General features: G+C 39.0%; 18 protein-coding genes, 1 other RNA gene and 1 riboswitch. Of the genes, 8 read left to right on the top strand and 11 right to left on the bottom strand.

What is annotated here, in order from left to right; all coding sequences use genetic code 11:
- Positions 1–197 precede the first annotated feature (197 nt).
- Together LJY09_RS10505 and LJY09_RS10500 are read left to right on the top strand one after the other, a co-directional pair.
- Positions 198–740, top strand: a complete 543-nt coding sequence (locus LJY09_RS10505) for a GNAT family N-acetyltransferase (RefSeq protein ID WP_028413495.1) — start codon at positions 198–200, stop codon at positions 738–740.
- A 101-nt stretch (positions 741–841) separates the two neighbouring features.
- A complete protein-coding gene (locus LJY09_RS10500) occupies positions 842–1,036 on the top strand; it encodes a hypothetical protein (RefSeq protein ID WP_013056879.1) in 195 nt (64 codons plus the stop codon).
- Between the two features lies 1 nt (position 1,037).
- Here LJY09_RS10500 and LJY09_RS10495 read toward each other — a convergent pair whose 3' ends face one another.
- The 4 genes from LJY09_RS10495 to LJY09_RS10480 all read right to left on the bottom strand — a co-directional run bounded on the left by LJY09_RS10495 (position 1,038) and on the right by LJY09_RS10480 (position 3,925).
- Positions 1,038–1,823 (bottom strand): ABC transporter ATP-binding protein, encoded by a 786-nt coding sequence (locus LJY09_RS10495; protein ID WP_028413496.1) that lies wholly within the window; start codon positions 1,821–1,823, stop codon positions 1,038–1,040.
- Between the two features lie 18 nt (positions 1,824–1,841).
- Complete coding sequence (locus tag LJY09_RS10490) at positions 1,842–2,324, bottom strand: GNAT family N-acetyltransferase (protein WP_098112555.1); 483 nt, start codon at positions 2,322–2,324, stop codon at positions 1,842–1,844.
- A 158-nt stretch (positions 2,325–2,482) separates the two neighbouring features.
- Positions 2,483–2,959 (bottom strand): site-2 protease family protein, encoded by a 477-nt coding sequence (locus tag LJY09_RS10485; RefSeq protein WP_028413498.1) that lies wholly within the window; start codon positions 2,957–2,959, stop codon positions 2,483–2,485.
- 147 nt (positions 2,960–3,106) lie between these two features.
- Complete coding sequence (locus LJY09_RS10480; RefSeq protein WP_228307778.1) at positions 3,107–3,925, bottom strand: AraC family transcriptional regulator; 819 nt, start codon at positions 3,923–3,925, stop codon at positions 3,107–3,109.
- Positions 3,926–4,063: 138 nt separating this feature from the next.
- On the opposite strand from LJY09_RS10480, the gene LJY09_RS10475 reads away from it, so the two are divergent.
- On the top strand, positions 4,064–7,168 hold the full coding sequence (locus LJY09_RS10475) for a beta-galactosidase, LacZ type (RefSeq protein WP_108674653.1): 3,105 nt from the start codon (positions 4,064–4,066) through the stop codon (positions 7,166–7,168).
- 36 nt (positions 7,169–7,204) lie between these two features.
- On the opposite strand, the gene LJY09_RS10470 is transcribed toward LJY09_RS10475, so the two are convergent.
- From LJY09_RS10470 to LJY09_RS10455, 4 genes are all read right to left on the bottom strand, one after another.
- On the bottom strand, positions 7,205–8,116 hold the full coding sequence (locus tag LJY09_RS10470; RefSeq protein WP_028413501.1) for an EamA family transporter: 912 nt from the start codon (positions 8,114–8,116) through the stop codon (positions 7,205–7,207).
- A gap of 99 nt (positions 8,117–8,215) precedes the next feature.
- A complete protein-coding gene (locus LJY09_RS10465; protein WP_155010181.1) occupies positions 8,216–10,132 on the bottom strand; it encodes a vWA domain-containing protein in 1,917 nt (638 codons plus the stop codon).
- An 11-nt stretch (positions 10,133–10,143) separates the two neighbouring features.
- The gene (locus LJY09_RS10460; protein ID WP_014460283.1) at positions 10,144–11,034 is read right to left on the bottom strand and encodes an ATP-binding protein; all 891 of its coding nucleotides are present in this window, start codon (positions 11,032–11,034) and stop codon (positions 10,144–10,146) included.
- 156 nt (positions 11,035–11,190) lie between these two features.
- Complete coding sequence (locus LJY09_RS10455; RefSeq protein WP_013056869.1) at positions 11,191–11,421, bottom strand: YkvS family protein; 231 nt, start codon at positions 11,419–11,421, stop codon at positions 11,191–11,193.
- A gap of 421 nt (positions 11,422–11,842) precedes the next feature.
- Here LJY09_RS10455 and LJY09_RS10450 point away from each other — a divergent pair, with 421 nt between their 5' ends.
- Together LJY09_RS10450 and LJY09_RS10445 are read left to right on the top strand one after the other, a co-directional pair.
- The gene (locus LJY09_RS10450) at positions 11,843–12,337 is read left to right on the top strand and encodes an RNA polymerase sigma factor (RefSeq protein WP_013056868.1); all 495 of its coding nucleotides are present in this window, start codon (positions 11,843–11,845) and stop codon (positions 12,335–12,337) included.
- Positions 12,334–13,524, top strand: a complete 1,191-nt coding sequence (locus tag LJY09_RS10445; protein WP_155010182.1) for an anti-sigma factor — start codon at positions 12,334–12,336, stop codon at positions 13,522–13,524. Before LJY09_RS10450 ends, LJY09_RS10445 begins: the two co-directional genes overlap by 4 nt.
- A 27-nt stretch (positions 13,525–13,551) precedes the next feature.
- On the opposite strand, the gene LJY09_RS10440 is transcribed toward LJY09_RS10445, so the two are convergent.
- Positions 13,552–14,004 (bottom strand): helix-turn-helix transcriptional regulator, encoded by a 453-nt coding sequence (locus tag LJY09_RS10440; protein WP_033578859.1) that lies wholly within the window; start codon positions 14,002–14,004, stop codon positions 13,552–13,554.
- Between the two features lie 153 nt (positions 14,005–14,157).
- Here LJY09_RS10440 and LJY09_RS10435 point away from each other — a divergent pair, with 153 nt between their 5' ends.
- The 3 genes from LJY09_RS10435 (at position 14,158) to LJY09_RS10425 (ending at position 15,641) form a co-directional block, all read left to right on the top strand.
- Positions 14,158–14,778 (top strand): hypothetical protein, encoded by a 621-nt coding sequence (locus tag LJY09_RS10435; protein ID WP_098112553.1) that lies wholly within the window; start codon positions 14,158–14,160, stop codon positions 14,776–14,778.
- Between the two features lie 109 nt (positions 14,779–14,887).
- Positions 14,888–15,065, top strand: a non-coding RNA gene (gene ssrS, locus LJY09_RS10430) — 6S RNA.
- 147 nt (positions 15,066–15,212) lie between these two features.
- A complete protein-coding gene (locus tag LJY09_RS10425; protein WP_013082985.1) occupies positions 15,213–15,641 on the top strand; it encodes a pyridoxamine 5'-phosphate oxidase family protein in 429 nt (142 codons plus the stop codon).
- A gap of 27 nt (positions 15,642–15,668) precedes the next feature.
- Here the strand turns inward: LJY09_RS10425 and thiE are convergent, their stop codons facing one another.
- Positions 15,669–16,313 carry a thiamine phosphate synthase gene (gene thiE, locus LJY09_RS10420; RefSeq protein WP_098112552.1) on the bottom strand — a complete coding sequence of 215 codons (645 nt, stop codon included), beginning with the start codon at positions 16,311–16,313 and terminating at the stop codon, positions 15,669–15,671.
- Positions 16,314–16,326: 13 nt separating this feature from the next.
- Positions 16,327–17,133, bottom strand: coding sequence for a hydroxyethylthiazole kinase (gene thiM, locus LJY09_RS10415; protein WP_028413508.1), 807 nt, complete (start codon positions 17,131–17,133; stop codon positions 16,327–16,329).
- Positions 17,134–17,208: 75 nt separating this feature from the next.
- A riboswitch (TPP riboswitch) is annotated at positions 17,209–17,317 on the bottom strand.
- Positions 17,318–17,362: the final 45 nt, after the last annotated feature.

The raw sequence follows: 17,362 nt of genomic DNA, 5'->3' as shown, positions 1-17,362 counted from the left end.
AGAAAGACTTACACACATGAAACCTATGTTTACCCTAACAAAAAAAACGAACCACGAATCAAACATCTTGATCAATGGTTCGTTTTTCACTTTGTCTAAAATCCTTTTATTCCAGCCTCTTTTTGTACATAAAAGCAGGTTTTTTTAGGAGACAAGTGGAATACCTTTTTAATGTTGGGAAAGAAAGGATGCATCAAATGAATAATGTTTCACCACTTTTAAAAGGAAAAAACGTGATACTAAGAAAACCAAAAGACAGCGATGTACATGACTATCTAGCGTGCAAGCAAACAAAAGAGCTTATTCGTATGTACGGAGGCGATACCCGAAACTTAAAACCTCTTACATTACAAGATGCCAAGCGGCACGTCGAGTACATAAAGTCTCAAAAGCTGAATTGGTGTGTTGAATATCAGCAGCAGTTTGTTGGAGAAGCCCGGCTGACCGTTAACGAGTACGACCGGCGCGCACGGTATGCTATTGGTTTATTCGATTCTTCCGTTTGGAATCAAGGGCTTGGCACTGAAGTTACAAAATTGGTGCTGGCATACGCATTTGAACACCTTCACTTGCACAGAGTCGATTTACGAGTGCTCGAATACAACCATAGAGCCATTGCTTGTTATGAAAAATGCGGTTTTGTAAAAGAAGGAATAGAGCGTGAAGGTGCTTTTATTGAAGAAGCATTTCAGACAGATATTATCATGAGTATACTCGAACAAGAGTATTATCAGCTTTAGAGGAGAGAATCAGCTGTCATCATCGTACTTCTTTAAAAGTTCGTATAGCCCAAGCCTTTTGTGAATAAAGTAACATAACGATATAACCAAAGGAGCCAACGATGACAGCTTATGATTCCTCTTCTTTTGTATTTGTAACCATTGATAAACATGACATTGCTGCTTTTTTACTCATTGATATTATTTGCAGCACCACTATTTATGTAGCATGTAAACATTATCTCCACAATGAGCTTGTTTCCATTGCAAGCAGCGCTCTTTTTCCCATGGTATGTAAGAAGGTTTCTCGACGCTAGCTCAGCTTTTTACCGGTTCTTTTAATGACAGCCAAGTGCGTTCCTTCTGCTGCTGAATCTCTACGGAGTGATTAAAAAATTTAGAAAGATGCGGCTCAGTGAGCTGGTCTTTCGTTTTTCCAGAAGAAAACACTTCTCCTTGGCGCATACAAAGCGTATGGGTAAAGCAAGGCAAAATTTCTTCTACATGGTGAGTAACATAAATAAGCGTAGGAGCATTTGGCTGCTCTGCCATTTTTGCAATCAGCTGAAGAAGCTGTTCTCGGGCCATTATATCTAGACCTGTACATGGCTCATCAAGTATTAAAAGCTTTGGTGAAGCCATAAGAGCTCGAGCAATTAGCACTCGCTGGCGCTCTCCTTGAGAAAGTGTTCCGTAGGCCTGATTTTGTAAATCTTCGCAATTTAGCAGCTTCATTAATTCTATGGCTTGGTTCATATCTTTTTGCTCCACTTGTTCATATAACCCAATAGATGCAAATTTTCCGCTTAAAATCATTTCTACAACCGTATCGTCATCTCGAAACCGCTGTTGAAGCGAAGAGCTTACCCATCCAATTTCTTTTCTGAGCTCAGACAGATTTGTTTCTCCAAATTTCCTTGAAAGAACTTCTACTTCCCCTTTTGTAGGCCAGATATATCCGTTGATGATATTTAAAAGCGTCGTTTTTCCGGAACCATTTAACCCAAGCAAACACCAATGTTCCCCTTTTTCCACTGACCACGACACGCTTTTTAAAATTTCTTTTTCTGCTCGTTTTACCGAAACGTTGTTAATGTTGATCATGCTAACACTCCTTTACTCTCATTTTTCATTATATATACTATAAAAGAATAATGATTTATCCCATTTGTTAACTTGCTTTTCTTTTTTCATGCCAATTCTTTCAGCCACTTTAATCGATGGATAATTGGCCGGATCAATTAATGATATAATCTTCTGAAATTTCAGCGTATGAAGGCCATAATCTAAACAAGCTTTTGCTGCTTCACTCGCATAGCCTTTTCCCCAGCGGCTGCGTAAAAATAAATAGCCAAGCTCCGGGTCTACCTTGCCGTCTACTTTTTGAAGAACCATGCCGCACTGCCCTAGAAACTCTCGATTCTGTTTATCCTCAGCGATCCACATGCTAATGCCATATGTTTGATAATGCTGCTTCATCCATTGAATCCAGCGATATGTGTCTTGTTCATTTTTAGTAGAAGAATAATACTTCATTGCTTCAGCATCTTCAAATATTTTCATTAAATTGCCTGCATCGCTTTCAGCCATAGCTCGCAGCGTCATTCGCTCTGTCTCAATAATCGTATAAATCCTCTCCTTTCTTCCATTCCAACATCTACTATCTTTATTATCCGCTACTATTTTCTTTTCGTAAAGTTTTCCTTTTTTTATTTAAATGAAACAGAAAAAAGGCACCAAAAAAGGCTGCTACACACAGCCCTTTAATCTGGATCACACGTTTTCCCGTACCGTAATACGTTATATATAGCACGTCCATCACTTGCAGATGTTTCTGTATATTGAATTGGCAGCAGTGAAAAAATAACATAATAGACTGAAAAATAAACAAATTGATAGCAAAATATATCTTCAGGCAGAATATTAGCCATAATTAATCCATTTATTATAAAAATAGTAAGTAAATTAAACAGTACACCGCCCGCATACACCACTGCATGGGAAAAGCGACTGTCGTTCTTAAGATTTTCATATTTACAAAACGAGTCTAGAAAATAGACTGACTTAATTTTAAACTTCCCCATTTTAAGAATCGTTTTCCCCCGCCCAATAGTAAAATCGACCTTCCCTCCGAAAATAATTGCCATGACGGAATGCCCCAGCTGATGAACAAATGATACAAGTGGCAATACAAGACAGAATGACCACACAAACTTTGGAAGATCATTTAACCCAAACACGTTTATCCCTCCTTTTTGTTTCTTCTCTCTACTTTTCCTCCCCGTTTTTACTTAAAACTACATTTAAATTCTTTTTTTAAAACTCATACGAAATAACTAGCATCCACATCATTTCTTATAACCTAGATAAAACCCAATGTATGTAACTTATGAAAAATACATTTTCCGAAAAACAGTTGGAGTCACGTTTTCTTGTTCTTTGAAGCGCTTGATAAAATAGCTTGGATGTTCATACCCTACTTGTCTTGCTATATCTTGTACAGAGATTTGGTTGTTTTTAAGCAGCAGTTTCTTTGCTTTTTGAATTCGGACGCGCGTTACGTATTCAAACGGCCGGATACCAAGAGATTGTTGAAAAAGCAAACACGTATACTGCTCTGTTACGTTGAGCTGCTTCGCCAGTACTTCTAGCGTTAACGGCTGATGATAATATTTCTCAATATAGCGAAGGACTGGGTTTAGCTGAGTAATTTGCTGCAGGCGACTTTTGCTTTCTATATATACGCTGTCTTGGCGAAGTTTCAAAATGACGCTATATAGTAGTTCAGAGCACTTCATGGTGCTAGAGGTATGATTTTCTTCTAACAAATTCATTATCTCTTGCAGCATCCTATAAAGGCTTTCAGCATGTGTAAGGACGATTTTTCCGGAATTAATAAATTGAAGAGAAAGCATGATATCATCAATTACACTTCCATTAAAAGAAACCCAGCATACTTGCCATTCGCTCGTAATGGGGTAGTATTCGTGCGGAACATGCGGCGTCAGAAACATCCCTTCATTTTCTTTTATAATATAAACCTCGTCATTTACACGAAGCTCGCCTCTTCCTTTTATACATTGAATCCATTGATAATCAGGAAACTCTCCCTGACGTTTAATATGCGTTTGATGTCTCCAACTTCCAGCGCTTGTAACATAGAATGGCAGTTTCATATCTTCATCTGAAAGAGCCGGAAAGTACATACGGTCCACATTACTTCCTCCTTTTTATGTGAATATAGTTATATTATCATGAAAATAATTAGATTGATAAGGTTTTCAGAAAACGTTATCATTTTCATATAAACTAATAACCTAGTAATCTAGAAATGAGGGATCGACATGTTAAAAACCGGCAAGAAATTTAATTATACAGCACCTGCAAACGGATACCCTGAATGGAATAACAACCCTGAAATTTTTCAATTGAACCGTTCGAAAGCACACGCTTTACTAATGCCTTATCAAACGGTCGAAGAGGCCTTAAAAAATGATAGAAAATCTTCTGTTTACTACCAAAGCTTAAATGGAAGCTGGTACTTTCATTTTGCTGAAAATGCGGATGGCCGCGTCAAAAACTTTTTCGCTCCTGAATTTTCATATAAGAAATGGGACTCTATTTCAGTTCCTTCACACTGGCAGCTGCAAGGATATGACTATCCTCAATATACAAACGTGACATACCCTTGGGTTGAAAACGAAAACCTCGAACCTCCTTTTGCACCGACTAAATATAACCCTGTCGGTCAGTACGTCCGTACTTTTACACCTAAATCAGAATGGGAAAATCAGCCGGTGTACGTCAGCTTCCAAGGCGTCGAATCTGCTTTTTACGTCTGGGTTAACGGTGAGTTTGTTGGATACAGCGAAGACAGCTTTACTCCAGCTGAATTTGATATAACTTCTTATCTTCAAGATGGTGAAAATACGATAGCAGTAGAAGTATATCGCTGGAGTGACGCAAGCTGGCTTGAAGACCAAGATTTTTGGCGAATGAGCGGCATCTTCCGAGATGTGTATCTGTACTCTACTCCACCGGTTCACATCTATGACTTTAGCGTTCGTTCGTCGCTTGATAACAACTACGAAGATGGTGAACTTAGCGTTTCAGCTGATATTTTAAATTACTTTCAGCACGATACTCAAGATCTAACATTTGAAGTCATGCTGTATGACGCGAATGGCCAAGAAGTACTACAAGCTCCGCTGCAAACAAATGTAAGTGTAAGCGATCAATATACAGCGTCCTTACGTACACACATTAAAAGCCCTGCAAAATGGAGCGCAGAAAGTCCTAATTTGTATACCCTTGTACTCAGCTTAAAGAATGCTGCTGGTTCTATTATCGAAACGGAAAGCTGTAAAGTCGGCTTCCGTACGTTTGAACTAAAGAATGGCCTTATGACAATCAACGGCAAGCGTATTGTACTTCGAGGAGTAAATCGCCACGAATTTGATTCAGTAAAAGGCCGTGCAGGCATCACACGCAAAGACATGATTCACGATATTTTGCTGATGAAACAGCATAATATTAACGCAGTGCGTACATCCCATTACCCTAACGATTCAGTATGGTATGAGCTGTGTGATGAATACGGACTGTACGTAATTGATGAAACCAATTTAGAAACGCACGGAACGTGGACTTATTTACAAGAAGGCGAGCAAAAAGCCGTTCCAGGAAGCAAGCCAGAATGGAAAGAAAACGTACTAGATCGCTGTCGTTCGATGTACGAACGTGACAAAAACCACCCTTCTATTATTATTTGGTCGCTTGGTAATGAATCATTTGGCGGAGAAAACTTTCAGCATATGTATACTTTTTTAAAAGAGAAAGATTCCACGAGACTTGTTCATTATGAAGGAATCTTCCATCACCGCGACTATGATGCTTCTGATATAGAAAGCACGATGTACATTAAGCCAGCAGATGTAGAGCGCTATGCTTTAATGAATCCGAAAAAACCTTATATTCTGTGTGAATACAGTCATGCGATGGGTAATTCTTGCGGAAATCTATACAAATACTGGGAGCTGTTCGATCAATATCCAATCTTGCAAGGCGGTTTTATATGGGACTGGAAAGATCAAGCTCTTCAAACAACAGCAGAAGACGGTACTTCTTACTTAGCTTACGGCGGAGATTTTGGTGATACGCCTAACGACGGCAACTTCTGCGGAAACGGCTTAATCTTTGCTGATGGGACAGCTAGCCCGAAAATTGCAGAAGTAAAAAAATGCTATCAGCCTGTAAAGTGGACAGCAGTCGACGCTGCAAAAGGAAAGTTTGCCGTTCAAAACAAACACCTGTTTACAAACTTGAACGCCTATGATTTTGTTTGGACTGTTGAAAAAAACGGTGAACTACTTGAAAAGCATGCGTCCCTTTTAAATGTAGATCCTGATGGTACAGACGAACTGACGCTTTCTTATCCTTTTTACGAGCAAGAAAACGAAACTGATGAATTTGTTTTAACTCTTTCTATCAGATTATCCAAAGATACAGCCTGGGCTTCAGCTGGATATGAAGTGGCGTACGAACAGTTTGTACTGCCTGCCAAAACCGCTGTACCTTCAGTAAAAGCTATTTATCCTGCTTTATCAGTTGACCAAAACGAACAAACGCTGACGGTTACAGGAACTAACTTCACGGCTATTTTTGACAAGCAAAAAGGGCAGTTTATCTCTTACAACTATGAGCATACCGAGCTGCTTGCATCGGGTTTCCGTCCGAACTTTTGGCGCGCAATCACCGATAATGACCTCGGCAATAAATTGCATGAAAGATGTCAAACGTGGCGTCAAGCAAGTTTAGAGCAGCACGTAAAAAAAGTAAGTGTTCAACCGCAAATTGACTTTGTTATCATTTCGGTTGAGCTAGCTTTAGACATCTCTCTTGCTTCTTGCTATGTAACGTATACGCTATATAACGATGGTGAAATGAAGATTGAACAATCTTTAGCACCTTCTGAGTCAATGCCTGAAATTCCTGAAATTGGGATGCTGTTTACGATGGATGCGGCTTTTGATTCTTTAACATGGTACGGCAGAGGCCCTCATGAAAATTATTGGGATCGTAAAACTGGCGCTAAGCTTGGCCTTCATAAAGGCAGTGTAAAAGAGCAAGTTACACCGTATTTACGCCCTCAAGAATGCGGAAACAAAACGGACGTTAGATGGGCAACTATTACAAACGATCAAGGACGCGGCTTTTTACTAAAAGGTTTGCCAACAGTCGAGCTGAATGCTTTACCTTACTCACCTTTTGAACTGGAGGCTTACGATCATTTTTACAAATTGCCGTTAAGCGATTCCGTAACCGTGCGGGTTAACTACAAGCAAATGGGCGTTGGCGGAGACGACAGCTGGGGAGCTAAAACACATCCTGATTACACACTATACGCCAACCGCTCGTATACAAACACGTTTACGCTAAAACCTCTATAAAAATAAAAAGGACTTTCAAATGAAAGTCCTTTTTACTTATGATGTCACCTCTGGCTTTCGCTGAGAAAGCAAAAATACCGTAGCGATAATAAGAATTGTACCTAGCCACTCCGTCCACCCAAAAGTCACATGAAGCCATAGAACAGAGAGCGCCGCTGCTGACAAAGGCTCTGCTGACGCAAGAACAATGGCTTCAGAAGCGCCAATGTGCTTCAAACTTTCCAAGTAGCAATAAAAGGCAATGAGCGTTCCAAAGATAATCACAAATAGCACCGCACACAGCGACAATAGCGACCACTCACCGGCTATATGCCACGGCGGATGAATAAATGAAAAACTTACGCCGCCTATTACCATTCCCCAGCCTACTACTTCAACTGAGCTCCATTTTGCAAGAAGACGTTTAGGCTGAAGCGTATAAAAAGCAGACGTCACAGCTGCTCCAATCCCCCAAAACAACCCCCATCCTGTAATAGACAGCTCGTTAAAATTTCCGCTTGTTGCAAGAAAAAATGTCCCCGTTATGACGAGCGCAACAGAAATCATTTCTACTTTCACCGGCCACTTTCTTGCTTGCACGGCTAAATAGCCAATAATAAATATTGGCGACGTATATTGAAGCACTGTAGCTGTAGCAGCGTTTCCTGCTTCAATAGCTGCAAAATATGTATACTGCACGCCGAGCATACCGATTACACCAAACAAAAGCAGCGAAGTCCTCTCTTCTTTTGTTTTCCAAATTGCAAAAATATTGCGCTGCTTAGAGGCTATTGCCAAAAGCAGCAATCCAGATACTAACATACGAACGACGACCAGCCACTCTGCGTTAAAACTCTTATGCTGAAATAAATATTGAGCTACCGTGCCAGACACTCCCCACATCGTGGCACCAATGATTACAAGCAGCAGCCCCCACGCTCTTTTAGATGAAGTTTGAACTCCTTCCACTTACCATTTCTTCTCTCTTTTTCATATATATTTAACTTACCTCCCTCCGCATTAACGGTCAATAGCAAAAAAAGTCGAAGCAATATGCTTCGACTTTTTTTAAATGCTTTTATGAAGTAATTTCTTGAGTAAAGGAAATAGCACATCGGGAAGTTCTTCGATGTTTGGTACTAGAATACTATATTTGCCGTACATATTTTGAATGGTTTTCTTTTGTCCTTCATCAATTTCCCCGTTGGATAAAAAGACGTTGATGACTTCAATTCCGTGCTTGCGTGCTTCTAATACCGCTTCGTGCGTATCTACAATACCATTTTGTTCATATCCCATAGCGGCTGGTTCACCGTCTGAAAACACAAGTAAAAACTTTTGCTGTTCAGAACGCTGAAGCAAGCGGCGTGTCATATGGCGAATGGCAAATCCATCACGGTTGTCTTCTTCAGGCTCAAGCTGCATAATTTCAGGACCGCTTTTACGCTTTAATGATGCTTGAAAGTCCATCACCGTCTGCAGGTAGTTAGGCTGGCTTGTTTCAGTAGCATCATTTGTATCTTCCCAAAATCCAACAATTTGATGAGGCACCATAACAGACTTTAACGCTTCATGAAATAGCGTAATCCCGAGCTTCGTTTCATCCATTTTGTCGTACATCGATGCCGAACAGTCAACTAGAAGAGAAAACACAGCATCAATTTGGGCAGAATCTTCATCTTTTTTATAAAACAAACGAGGATTATCATCCGTCCATAGTTTTAGAAGTTTTTTATTTAATCGGCCAAAGTGCAGCTCGCTTCTAGGTAGCGTTTTTTTATGTTCAAGCGTTTTTTCAATCATTTGCTTTAATTTTTTTTGATACGATGCAATGATTTTTTTATTCTCATCATACTGAACAACGTGATCGTCGCTTGGAAGTTTAGAATCTACAAAAACAGCATAGGCATGCTTATTTTCTTTCCCATACTCATAATCCGCTTCCCCGTCTTTTTCCGGATGCGTTTGCTCCATGGCTTCTATTTGAGAATAATCGTTCCGTGATGTTTTTTGAGAAGATCCTTGCACCATTCCCATTGCTTGATCTCCATCGTCGCCTTCACGAACACCATCGCCTAGCATGTCTGTTTTTGAACCTTGATCCATATCAAACTGTAGAAAACTTTGCGTCGCTTCGCTTGTCTCTCGATGCCACATTTCCATTTTCTCTTCGTGAATGTCTTCATCTCCGTCTTTTTCATGTTCTAAAATATCATCGTTCACTAATGAATCTTTGCGTTTTAAATCTTCAAATGTTAACCCTTCTTCTAACTGATCATACTGAAGTTCAGCCAAGAAGAAATAAGTATTAAGCATATCTTTTTCGATAATATCATCAAAAACATCTACGAGTTCAAGGCAGATGCGCGATACGTCTTTTGTTGTTTTCGCTTCATATACATTTGTTAGCTGTCTGCGAATAAAAGGCATCGCTAAGTTAATCGATTCACTCATTGAAGGAATTTCTTCAAACGGATTTTCAGCCGTTAATAGCAAGTAAATGCCGTTAAAAAGTGCATCCGTGTACACACTTTTTGTTAAATTTGCGCTCATTTGTGTAGCAAAATATTTTCTATAGAGCTGCCTTCTGACGGCGAAGGCTTTTTTCGTTCCAGGACGTTCGCGTTTGCATACTTCTTCTAAACGAATATCTTCAAACAGCATAAACAGCTGCTTAGCTAAGCTAGGTACCGACGTTTTATTTATTTTCTTTAAATATGCATTAATTTCTTTGAAGTTTGAATGCTTATAGCTTCCAATACTTCTTAAAAATACATCACTTTTTAAGCCATACACTTTGTCTTCTTCTGGACGGTTATCCCAAAAGTGACTGAGATAAATAATGCAGTGTACAGGATCATAATAAGATGAAACGCGATACTCTACTTCAATTTCATCATTTTTTGTTAATGTTTTCGTTAAATCTGCCAGCTCCATATAGAGAAAGGAATCTACATTTTTGTCGTTAAATTTAATAAATCGCATAGCGCCACTCCTTACTCAAATAATGTTTCAGCAATATTTTGAATGGCGGCTTTTTCCCTTTCATCTTCTAGCTTTTCAATAATACCGCGTTTAATCGCGCGAAGAGGCGGCATATAAAGAGCTAAATCACACGTATCAATAAGCGCACGAATAGACGCAGCTTCTTCTGATACATGGCCGCTTTGAACTTGAGTAATTAAATCTGCAGAGAGCGTGACAAATTTATCAATTAATTTTTCGTCTTTTAACTGAGACTGAGACATTAGAACTTGCTTTAAGCTGCTCCCTTGAATATATGGCACTTCAATGACAACAAAACGATTTTTTAACGCTTCGTTTAATGGAACAGTCCCAACATACCCTTCGTTAATAGCCGCTACTACGCCGAATGTTTGCTGACCGCGCACTACATCTCCAGTGAATGGGTTTGTAATCATTTTCCGGTAGTCAAGTACCCCGTTTAAAATAGGAAGCGTTTCAGGTTTCGCCATGTTAATTTCATCAATATATAATAAATGGCCTTTTTTCATTGCCTGAATAACAGGTCCTTCTACAAACTCGATACCTGTTTTCCCTTCTTGTTCAGAAATTGTTTTAAAGCCAAGCAGCGCTTCTGCATCTAAATCAACCGAGCAGTTAACGCTATGCATCGGCTGAGAAAATAAATGCGACAGCGTTTCAGCAAGCTTTGTTTTACCTGAACCTGTTGGCCCTTTTAAAAGTACGTTTTTCCCTAGTGATAAGGCAATAATGGCATCTTCTAAAATATCTGCTTCTTCTGCTGTATAGCCGCCTTTTCCGATTAATAGCTGATCAGCATGAGACAGATTTTCATATTTACGATTCGCTAAAAGCGAAAGAACCTCTTTTGGTAATGATAATTGTGATAATTGAATTGACATAACAAAAAATCCTTTCTTTCTACATACTTTCTATAGTTTACTAAAAAACATTCTTCTTCTCAAAGAATTGCTTTACCTATGCGTTTCTCTAAAGTTTCCGGTAGAAAAATCGCCGTCTTTAAACATATATTCAGTAAAAAAAAGTAGGTTATTCACCTACTTTTTTACGATTTTATAGTTTTTATGATTAACGACTGTTTTCATGGATTCGCCCGTTTCAGCATCTTTTCCAAAATCTACGATAACCGAATTGTCTCGCACTACCATAACAATTCCTTTAAATCCTTTATAGTCGCCTTTTTTAGGCTGAATCGTATCGCCAACTTTAGCTGCCTTGACTTTAGGTGCTTGTTCTTCTGTACCTTGTGTATTTTCTACGTCCATCATGACCCCACCTTTTCCAATTTACCGTGTTTTTTATAAGTGAAAACACAATTTAATTTACTTTTTGTTGAAAATACTTAGTTTATTTTCCCACAAACATCGATGGTTAAACACCATGTGTTTGTCCATTTTCATTCTGCAAACAAACGCTGTATTTTTTATTATGTATGTAGCTGTTTTTTGTAAGAGCACATCCTTGTTCTATCATAACATTTTCTGTTTCCTTCGAACACCAATTACCCTTTAGTTTTTTAAAAAAATGACAAATTACACGGAATTATGTCGAATTTCATATGATTTTCTTTTTAGTATGATAAGCTATATATCGTATTTTAAGCATCTTTTATCTATTACATACGATTTTTGATAAAAAAACCGAAACTTTTATCCACAAATTGCGTTGATTAAATGAAAGGGGGAGAAAATGGCACAACAGCATAACTTTGAACACATTTATAAACAGCACATGCATGATTTGCTGCGCTATCTTCTCTCTCTTACTCGCAGAAAAGAATCAGCGGAAGATTTAATGCAGGAGACCTTTTACCGGGCACTTTTACACTTAGAAACGTATAAAGGCGAGGAAGTAAAGCCTTGGCTGTTCAAAATTGCTTATCACGCCTTTATTGACTGGTATCGAAAAGAAAAAAAACGCCCTACTGTCGAAATAGAAGAATGGCACTTTACTCCTCAGCCAAGTGCTGAAGAACAAGTGATGATTCAAAGTGAAATCGACGGCTGGCTTTCTGATGTATCTGCTTTGCCTCCGGCTAAGCAGAATATTGTACTGTTACGAGATTATCATGGCTTCACATATGAAGAGATTGCAGAAATGACTGGCTTTACTCTGTCAAAAGTGAAAATGGACTTGTATCGTGGTCGTCAACAATTGAAAAAAAGAAAGGAAGAGGACGGATGAGCTGTCAAGATATGAAGCATCAATGGGAAAAATATAAAAACGGCACTTTGACAGACAAAGAAGCAGAAACACTTGAACAACATACGGAAAATTGTGAAGCATGCTCAGCTCATTTAGAGCACTTGCTAACTGAAGATGAACCGTTATCGCCAACTCCATCAACTACTTCACTAAATGACGATACGATGTTGGATAATAAAAAAGTGAAAAAGTCCATTTATATGGCCAAATGGAAGCAGCGCCTTTCAAATGTGACAACTGTCATTAGCTCTGTCGTTCTGCTATGGATGATTGGCAGCTTTTTATCCATTGTATATTATCATCAATCAAAAACCGAATACATAAACAGCGTCAATCAAGCAGCTATCGAATCTGCTTTTCCGAACGTTCATATACGTGAAACCACTTCTGATACACAGTCCTTTTTCCGAATGCAGTCGCAAATGGAAGCTTATAAGCAAATTGGACGTGAAGAGCAGGCCATTGGGACGTTTACATTTCATCAGCTGTTTGATAAAACGAGCGGTGTAGAAAAAGAATTTTCTGGTGGTAAATACGACCTTAACCTTTCCTTTGTCTATCCTGATCCAAAAAAACTAAAGCTGCATGCAAAAGAGTATAAGGAATGGACGAATGAAACATGGAATGCATTAGAAAACCTACCAAAAGGAACGGTAAGCGAAGTGGCTATTTCTTTTGATAATACGTATTCGCTAAAAGAAGTTCAGCAAAAAATGAATGCCATCGACAGCCGTGATTTTTCTACCTCTTGGTACGCGCTTAATACAGGGAACGAACAAAAAACAAGCACAAAAGATGAGCCATTAATTGACTTAACATCAACATTTGGCTTTCCAGAGTTTTTAGACTTGCCTTACGAGCACAAAGGAAATCAAACGCACTCTACTAGCAAGTCGAACGTTTTAGATATGATGAAACTATTAGCCGATAATGAAGAAACAGTCCAAAAAGTTCGTCAGCTAGACCATTCCGATTTGTTGCTAAAGCAGCGATATTCTTATGTAAAGAAACATGGAGTCGGTGTGTACGGCGTTGTGATTACAGGACCTACCAAAAAGCTGCTGAAATTAAAAAACGATCCGTCTATCACCTACGCGTCACTTGGAGATGTAGAGCTATGGAATTGGTTCAACCGCCCTTCATCCGGCACGTTAATGAATCAGTAACAAGCACTTGAAAACAAGTGCTTGTTTTTATTTCTTGGTTAATTCTTCAAACCTTTCTACAGCTTCGCTTTTATCAAATGAACTAAACCATCGATAGTCTTGGTCATCTAAAATACGATAGTGCTGACTAATCATATTTTGCTGCAGACGAAAAGAACCTTCTTTTTGAATCTCTTTCCACCATACTCTTCCTCCGAGCGTTTTATCTTTTGGAGAAGATACGCCGTTATGAGCAATGATTTCTACTACTTCTAAGGGGACGTCTCCTAAAACCGATTGAAGGATTTCACTGTCACGAAACAAACCGCATACTGCAACAGTGGTCGTCCACCCTGCTTCCGTGCGCCCTTTTTCAATTTGAACCAATGTTTTTTTTGAAATACCAATAACTTCAGCCATTCTGTCTTGTGAATAGTTTCTTTCTAAACGAATTAATCGTATTTTATCCGATACGGATTTAATCACTTCTTGTTTATCCATTTTTACAGCCCTTTCTTTCTATACACGCACATGTCTTTAGTGTAATATTACACCTAATTAAAGAAGAGTTTCAAGCGTTTCCCTTCATCACAAAACGGGGAAATATACTGAAATGGTTTTTGTATACTAAAACAATTAAAAGGAGTTGAGAATATGTACATCATTGTATGGACTATGCTTGTACTATACGCCTTTCTGCTAGCTCCGGGAGCAAGCGCCGCTGATGATATGCTGTTTAAAAACCTTGTCACAGGAAATTTTCAACAGGTAGATCCGCTCGTAGTTATGGTATTCTCTTTTTTAGGACTTTTCCCAGTATTGTTCATGGTAATGATTTGTAAAAAAGATACGTACAAACTGCCTGGATGGCCATTTTCTCTCCTATCATTTGCGCTTGGAGCTTTTTCTCTTTTGTTCTATTATCATTGGAAAGGACAAAAAGTTCGAACACGTTCGCGTATTCCTTCACGTTTCATTGCCATCATTTCTTCTCGTCTATGGATTGGACTATGCTTAGCACTCACGATTGCTGGTTACGTATACGGACTATCCATAGGTTCAATAAGAGCTTATGAAGATGCTTTTATGCAGTCACAGCTTGTTAGGGTGATGACCGCTGATTTTTTTGTTTTAACGTGGCTTTCTTATTCCGTTATGACAAAAGAAAAGATAGCATCCCGGCCTTACCTTCTCTCATGTTTCATTCCAGTTGCGGGCCCTTTTTTTATTTTGTTACGGCATAACCGCCAAGATGTTAGAGAAGAAAAACTTTAAATAAAAGTCTTGCGTTCCATTCATTATTCCGTTATAATCATTTCTTGTACGATGAAAGTTGATTAATTAGAAAACATTTATATATCGGCATTTTATTTACATTTGTTATACATACCTGCGCTGTGCGTATACTCATGTTGTCTTAAACCTTTGAGTGTTAAAAGGGAGCTCAAAATTTAGCTGCAGATAGCACGCCCTTCTTGGGACGCTAAACCCGGCTATGAGGGCACCCACCTAGTAGATCTGGGTATTTAAGACACTTAGGGTTACGGCAGTGCGGGCTTATTTTTTAGTTAGCTGTAGCTAGCTTTTTTTATTTTTTTATTTATTAGTTTACATAATTATTTTATTGTTAACTTATATTTTTTTTAGACATGTATGTTTTATTTATCTTCGATTGAGGAACATAAAAAGTAATAAAGGAGATGGATAAAATGAATGAACAAAAAATTGCTAAAAAAGTAAATGAAGTATTAGAAGGAAATCGTGTAGGAACATTAGCCACAGTTGTAAACAACAAACCCCACTCTCGCTATATGACATTTTTCAGCGATGAAGATGGTATCGCTCTTTACACACCAACAAATATCAATACACATAAGGCAGAAGAAATCGAAGCCAATCCGAACGTGCACGTACTATTGGGCTACAGCGGCGAAGGATATGGCGATCAATACTTAGAATTATCCGGGACAGCTGTTCTTCGTACCGGTGATCAATTAAAAGGACGTATATGGAACGATCACATGAAAGAATGGTTTGACGGTCCAAATGACCCTGAGTATGTTGTTCTGGAAATTACACCAAACGAAATTCGCTTTATGAATGAAGGCGAAGAAACTCCTCAAACCGTTCAGCTATAATAAAAAAGCGCACACTGTGCGCTTTTTTTATTTTCCTACCGCTTCTTTCAATTGAGCTGCTTTTTCTTTTGGAGACGCTGCTAAGCTAATCGCGGTAATAATAGAAACACCATCTGCACCTGCTTCTACTACTTGTTTGGCATTTTCAGGCGTGATGCCACCGATTCCTACAATTGGAAAGTCAATATTCTGGTTTCGCACTTCTTCAATTAATTTTGTACCTTGCACTGCTTTTGCGTCTTTTTTTGTAGAAGTAGGAAAAACAGGTCCCATTCCTACATAATCCGCCCCGTCTTTTATGGCTTGCTGCAGCTCTTGTACATTATGAACAGAGACGCCCACAATTCCTTTTCCTATTTTTTCTCGAACAATATGAGCTTTTTCATCTTCTTGTCCAATATGAACGCCATCTGCTTGTAAACGGATCGCTAAGTCAAGATCATCATTCACAACAAAAGGAACGTTGTGCTGCTGACAAATTTGCTGAAGTTCTTTCGCCAGCTGATATTTCGCTTCTCCTTTTAGTGCACCTTCGCCTTTTTCACGAAATTGAAACACGGTAACGCCGCCTTCAATTGCTTCTTTTAATACTTCTTTCGGATTTTTTGTACAGTTATTGCTGCCCATTATAAAATAAACTTTCAGCAGCTTTTTAATTTCTTCGTTTGTCATTTTCCCGCTCCTTTTAACGTTGATGTACTCTTGCATATGATTCAATATCCTGTCCAGATAAAAGATGAAGCTGATTTAACAGCTCAATTTGAAAGCTCCCCGGCCCTTCTTCACCTTTTTTCGCTGCGGCGATTTCACCTGCCACTCCGTAAAAACTTAAAGCAGCAACGCTTGCCTCGACATATTCTTTTTCTACAGCCGCGAAAGCTCCTATAATTGATGTCAGCAGACATCCAGTACCCGTCACCTTCGTAAATAACGGGTGACCGTTGTCTACTGTATACGTTGTGTTTCCATCGGTGATCACATCTTGTTTCCCCGTAATAACAATCACTGTATCTAATTTGTTCGCTGCTTTCTCAGCAAGTTCAATGACGTCTCCTTGCCCTTCTAATGAATCAACGCCTTTAATGAGCCATGACTCGCCTACTACATTCGCAACTTCAGCAGCGTTACCGCGAATAACGGCAATATTTAATTCTTCTACAAGCTGACATGCCACTTCTGTACGAAACGGTGTTGCTCCGGCTCCTACAGGATCGAAAATAACCGGCACGCCGTTTTCATTTGCTGATTTTCCTGCTATTCTCATCGCTTCTACTTCTTGAGCCGTCAGTGTACCCATATTTAAGACAAGCGCTCCGGCGATTCGAGCCATATCAGCCACTTCTTCCTTCGCATAAGCCATAACAGGTGACGCTCCTAGGGCAAGCAGTCCATTTGCTGTAAAATTGGTTACCACAACATTCGTAATATTATGAACAAGCGGACTTGTATCTCTTACTTTTTCTAATTGAGCTGAAATTTTACTAATATCCATGTTCTCTCACTCTTTTCATTTAGTTTTAACACTGCAAAAAAAAGACAAAAAAGCACCTTGCATGCGCAAAGTGCTTTGGTATGTACTCACATTCCCTGCGCTGGCATTATCCAACAGGTTCAAATGGTCAACAGGCGCCCCTGTACTCTCAGCCTGCCCCGCGCAAGCTCCCATACTATTCTTGTTACGTTTAAAGTTTACTATTAACCTTTTTTATTTGCAACCATTT

This window comes from Priestia sp. J2, from assembly GCF_020790095.1.
GTDB classification, from domain to species: Bacteria; Bacillota; Bacilli; order Bacillales; family Bacillaceae_H; genus Priestia; species Priestia zanthoxyli.
The sequence above is the reverse complement of the archived record's forward strand: the minus strand, read 5'-3'. Positions and strand labels throughout refer to the sequence as shown.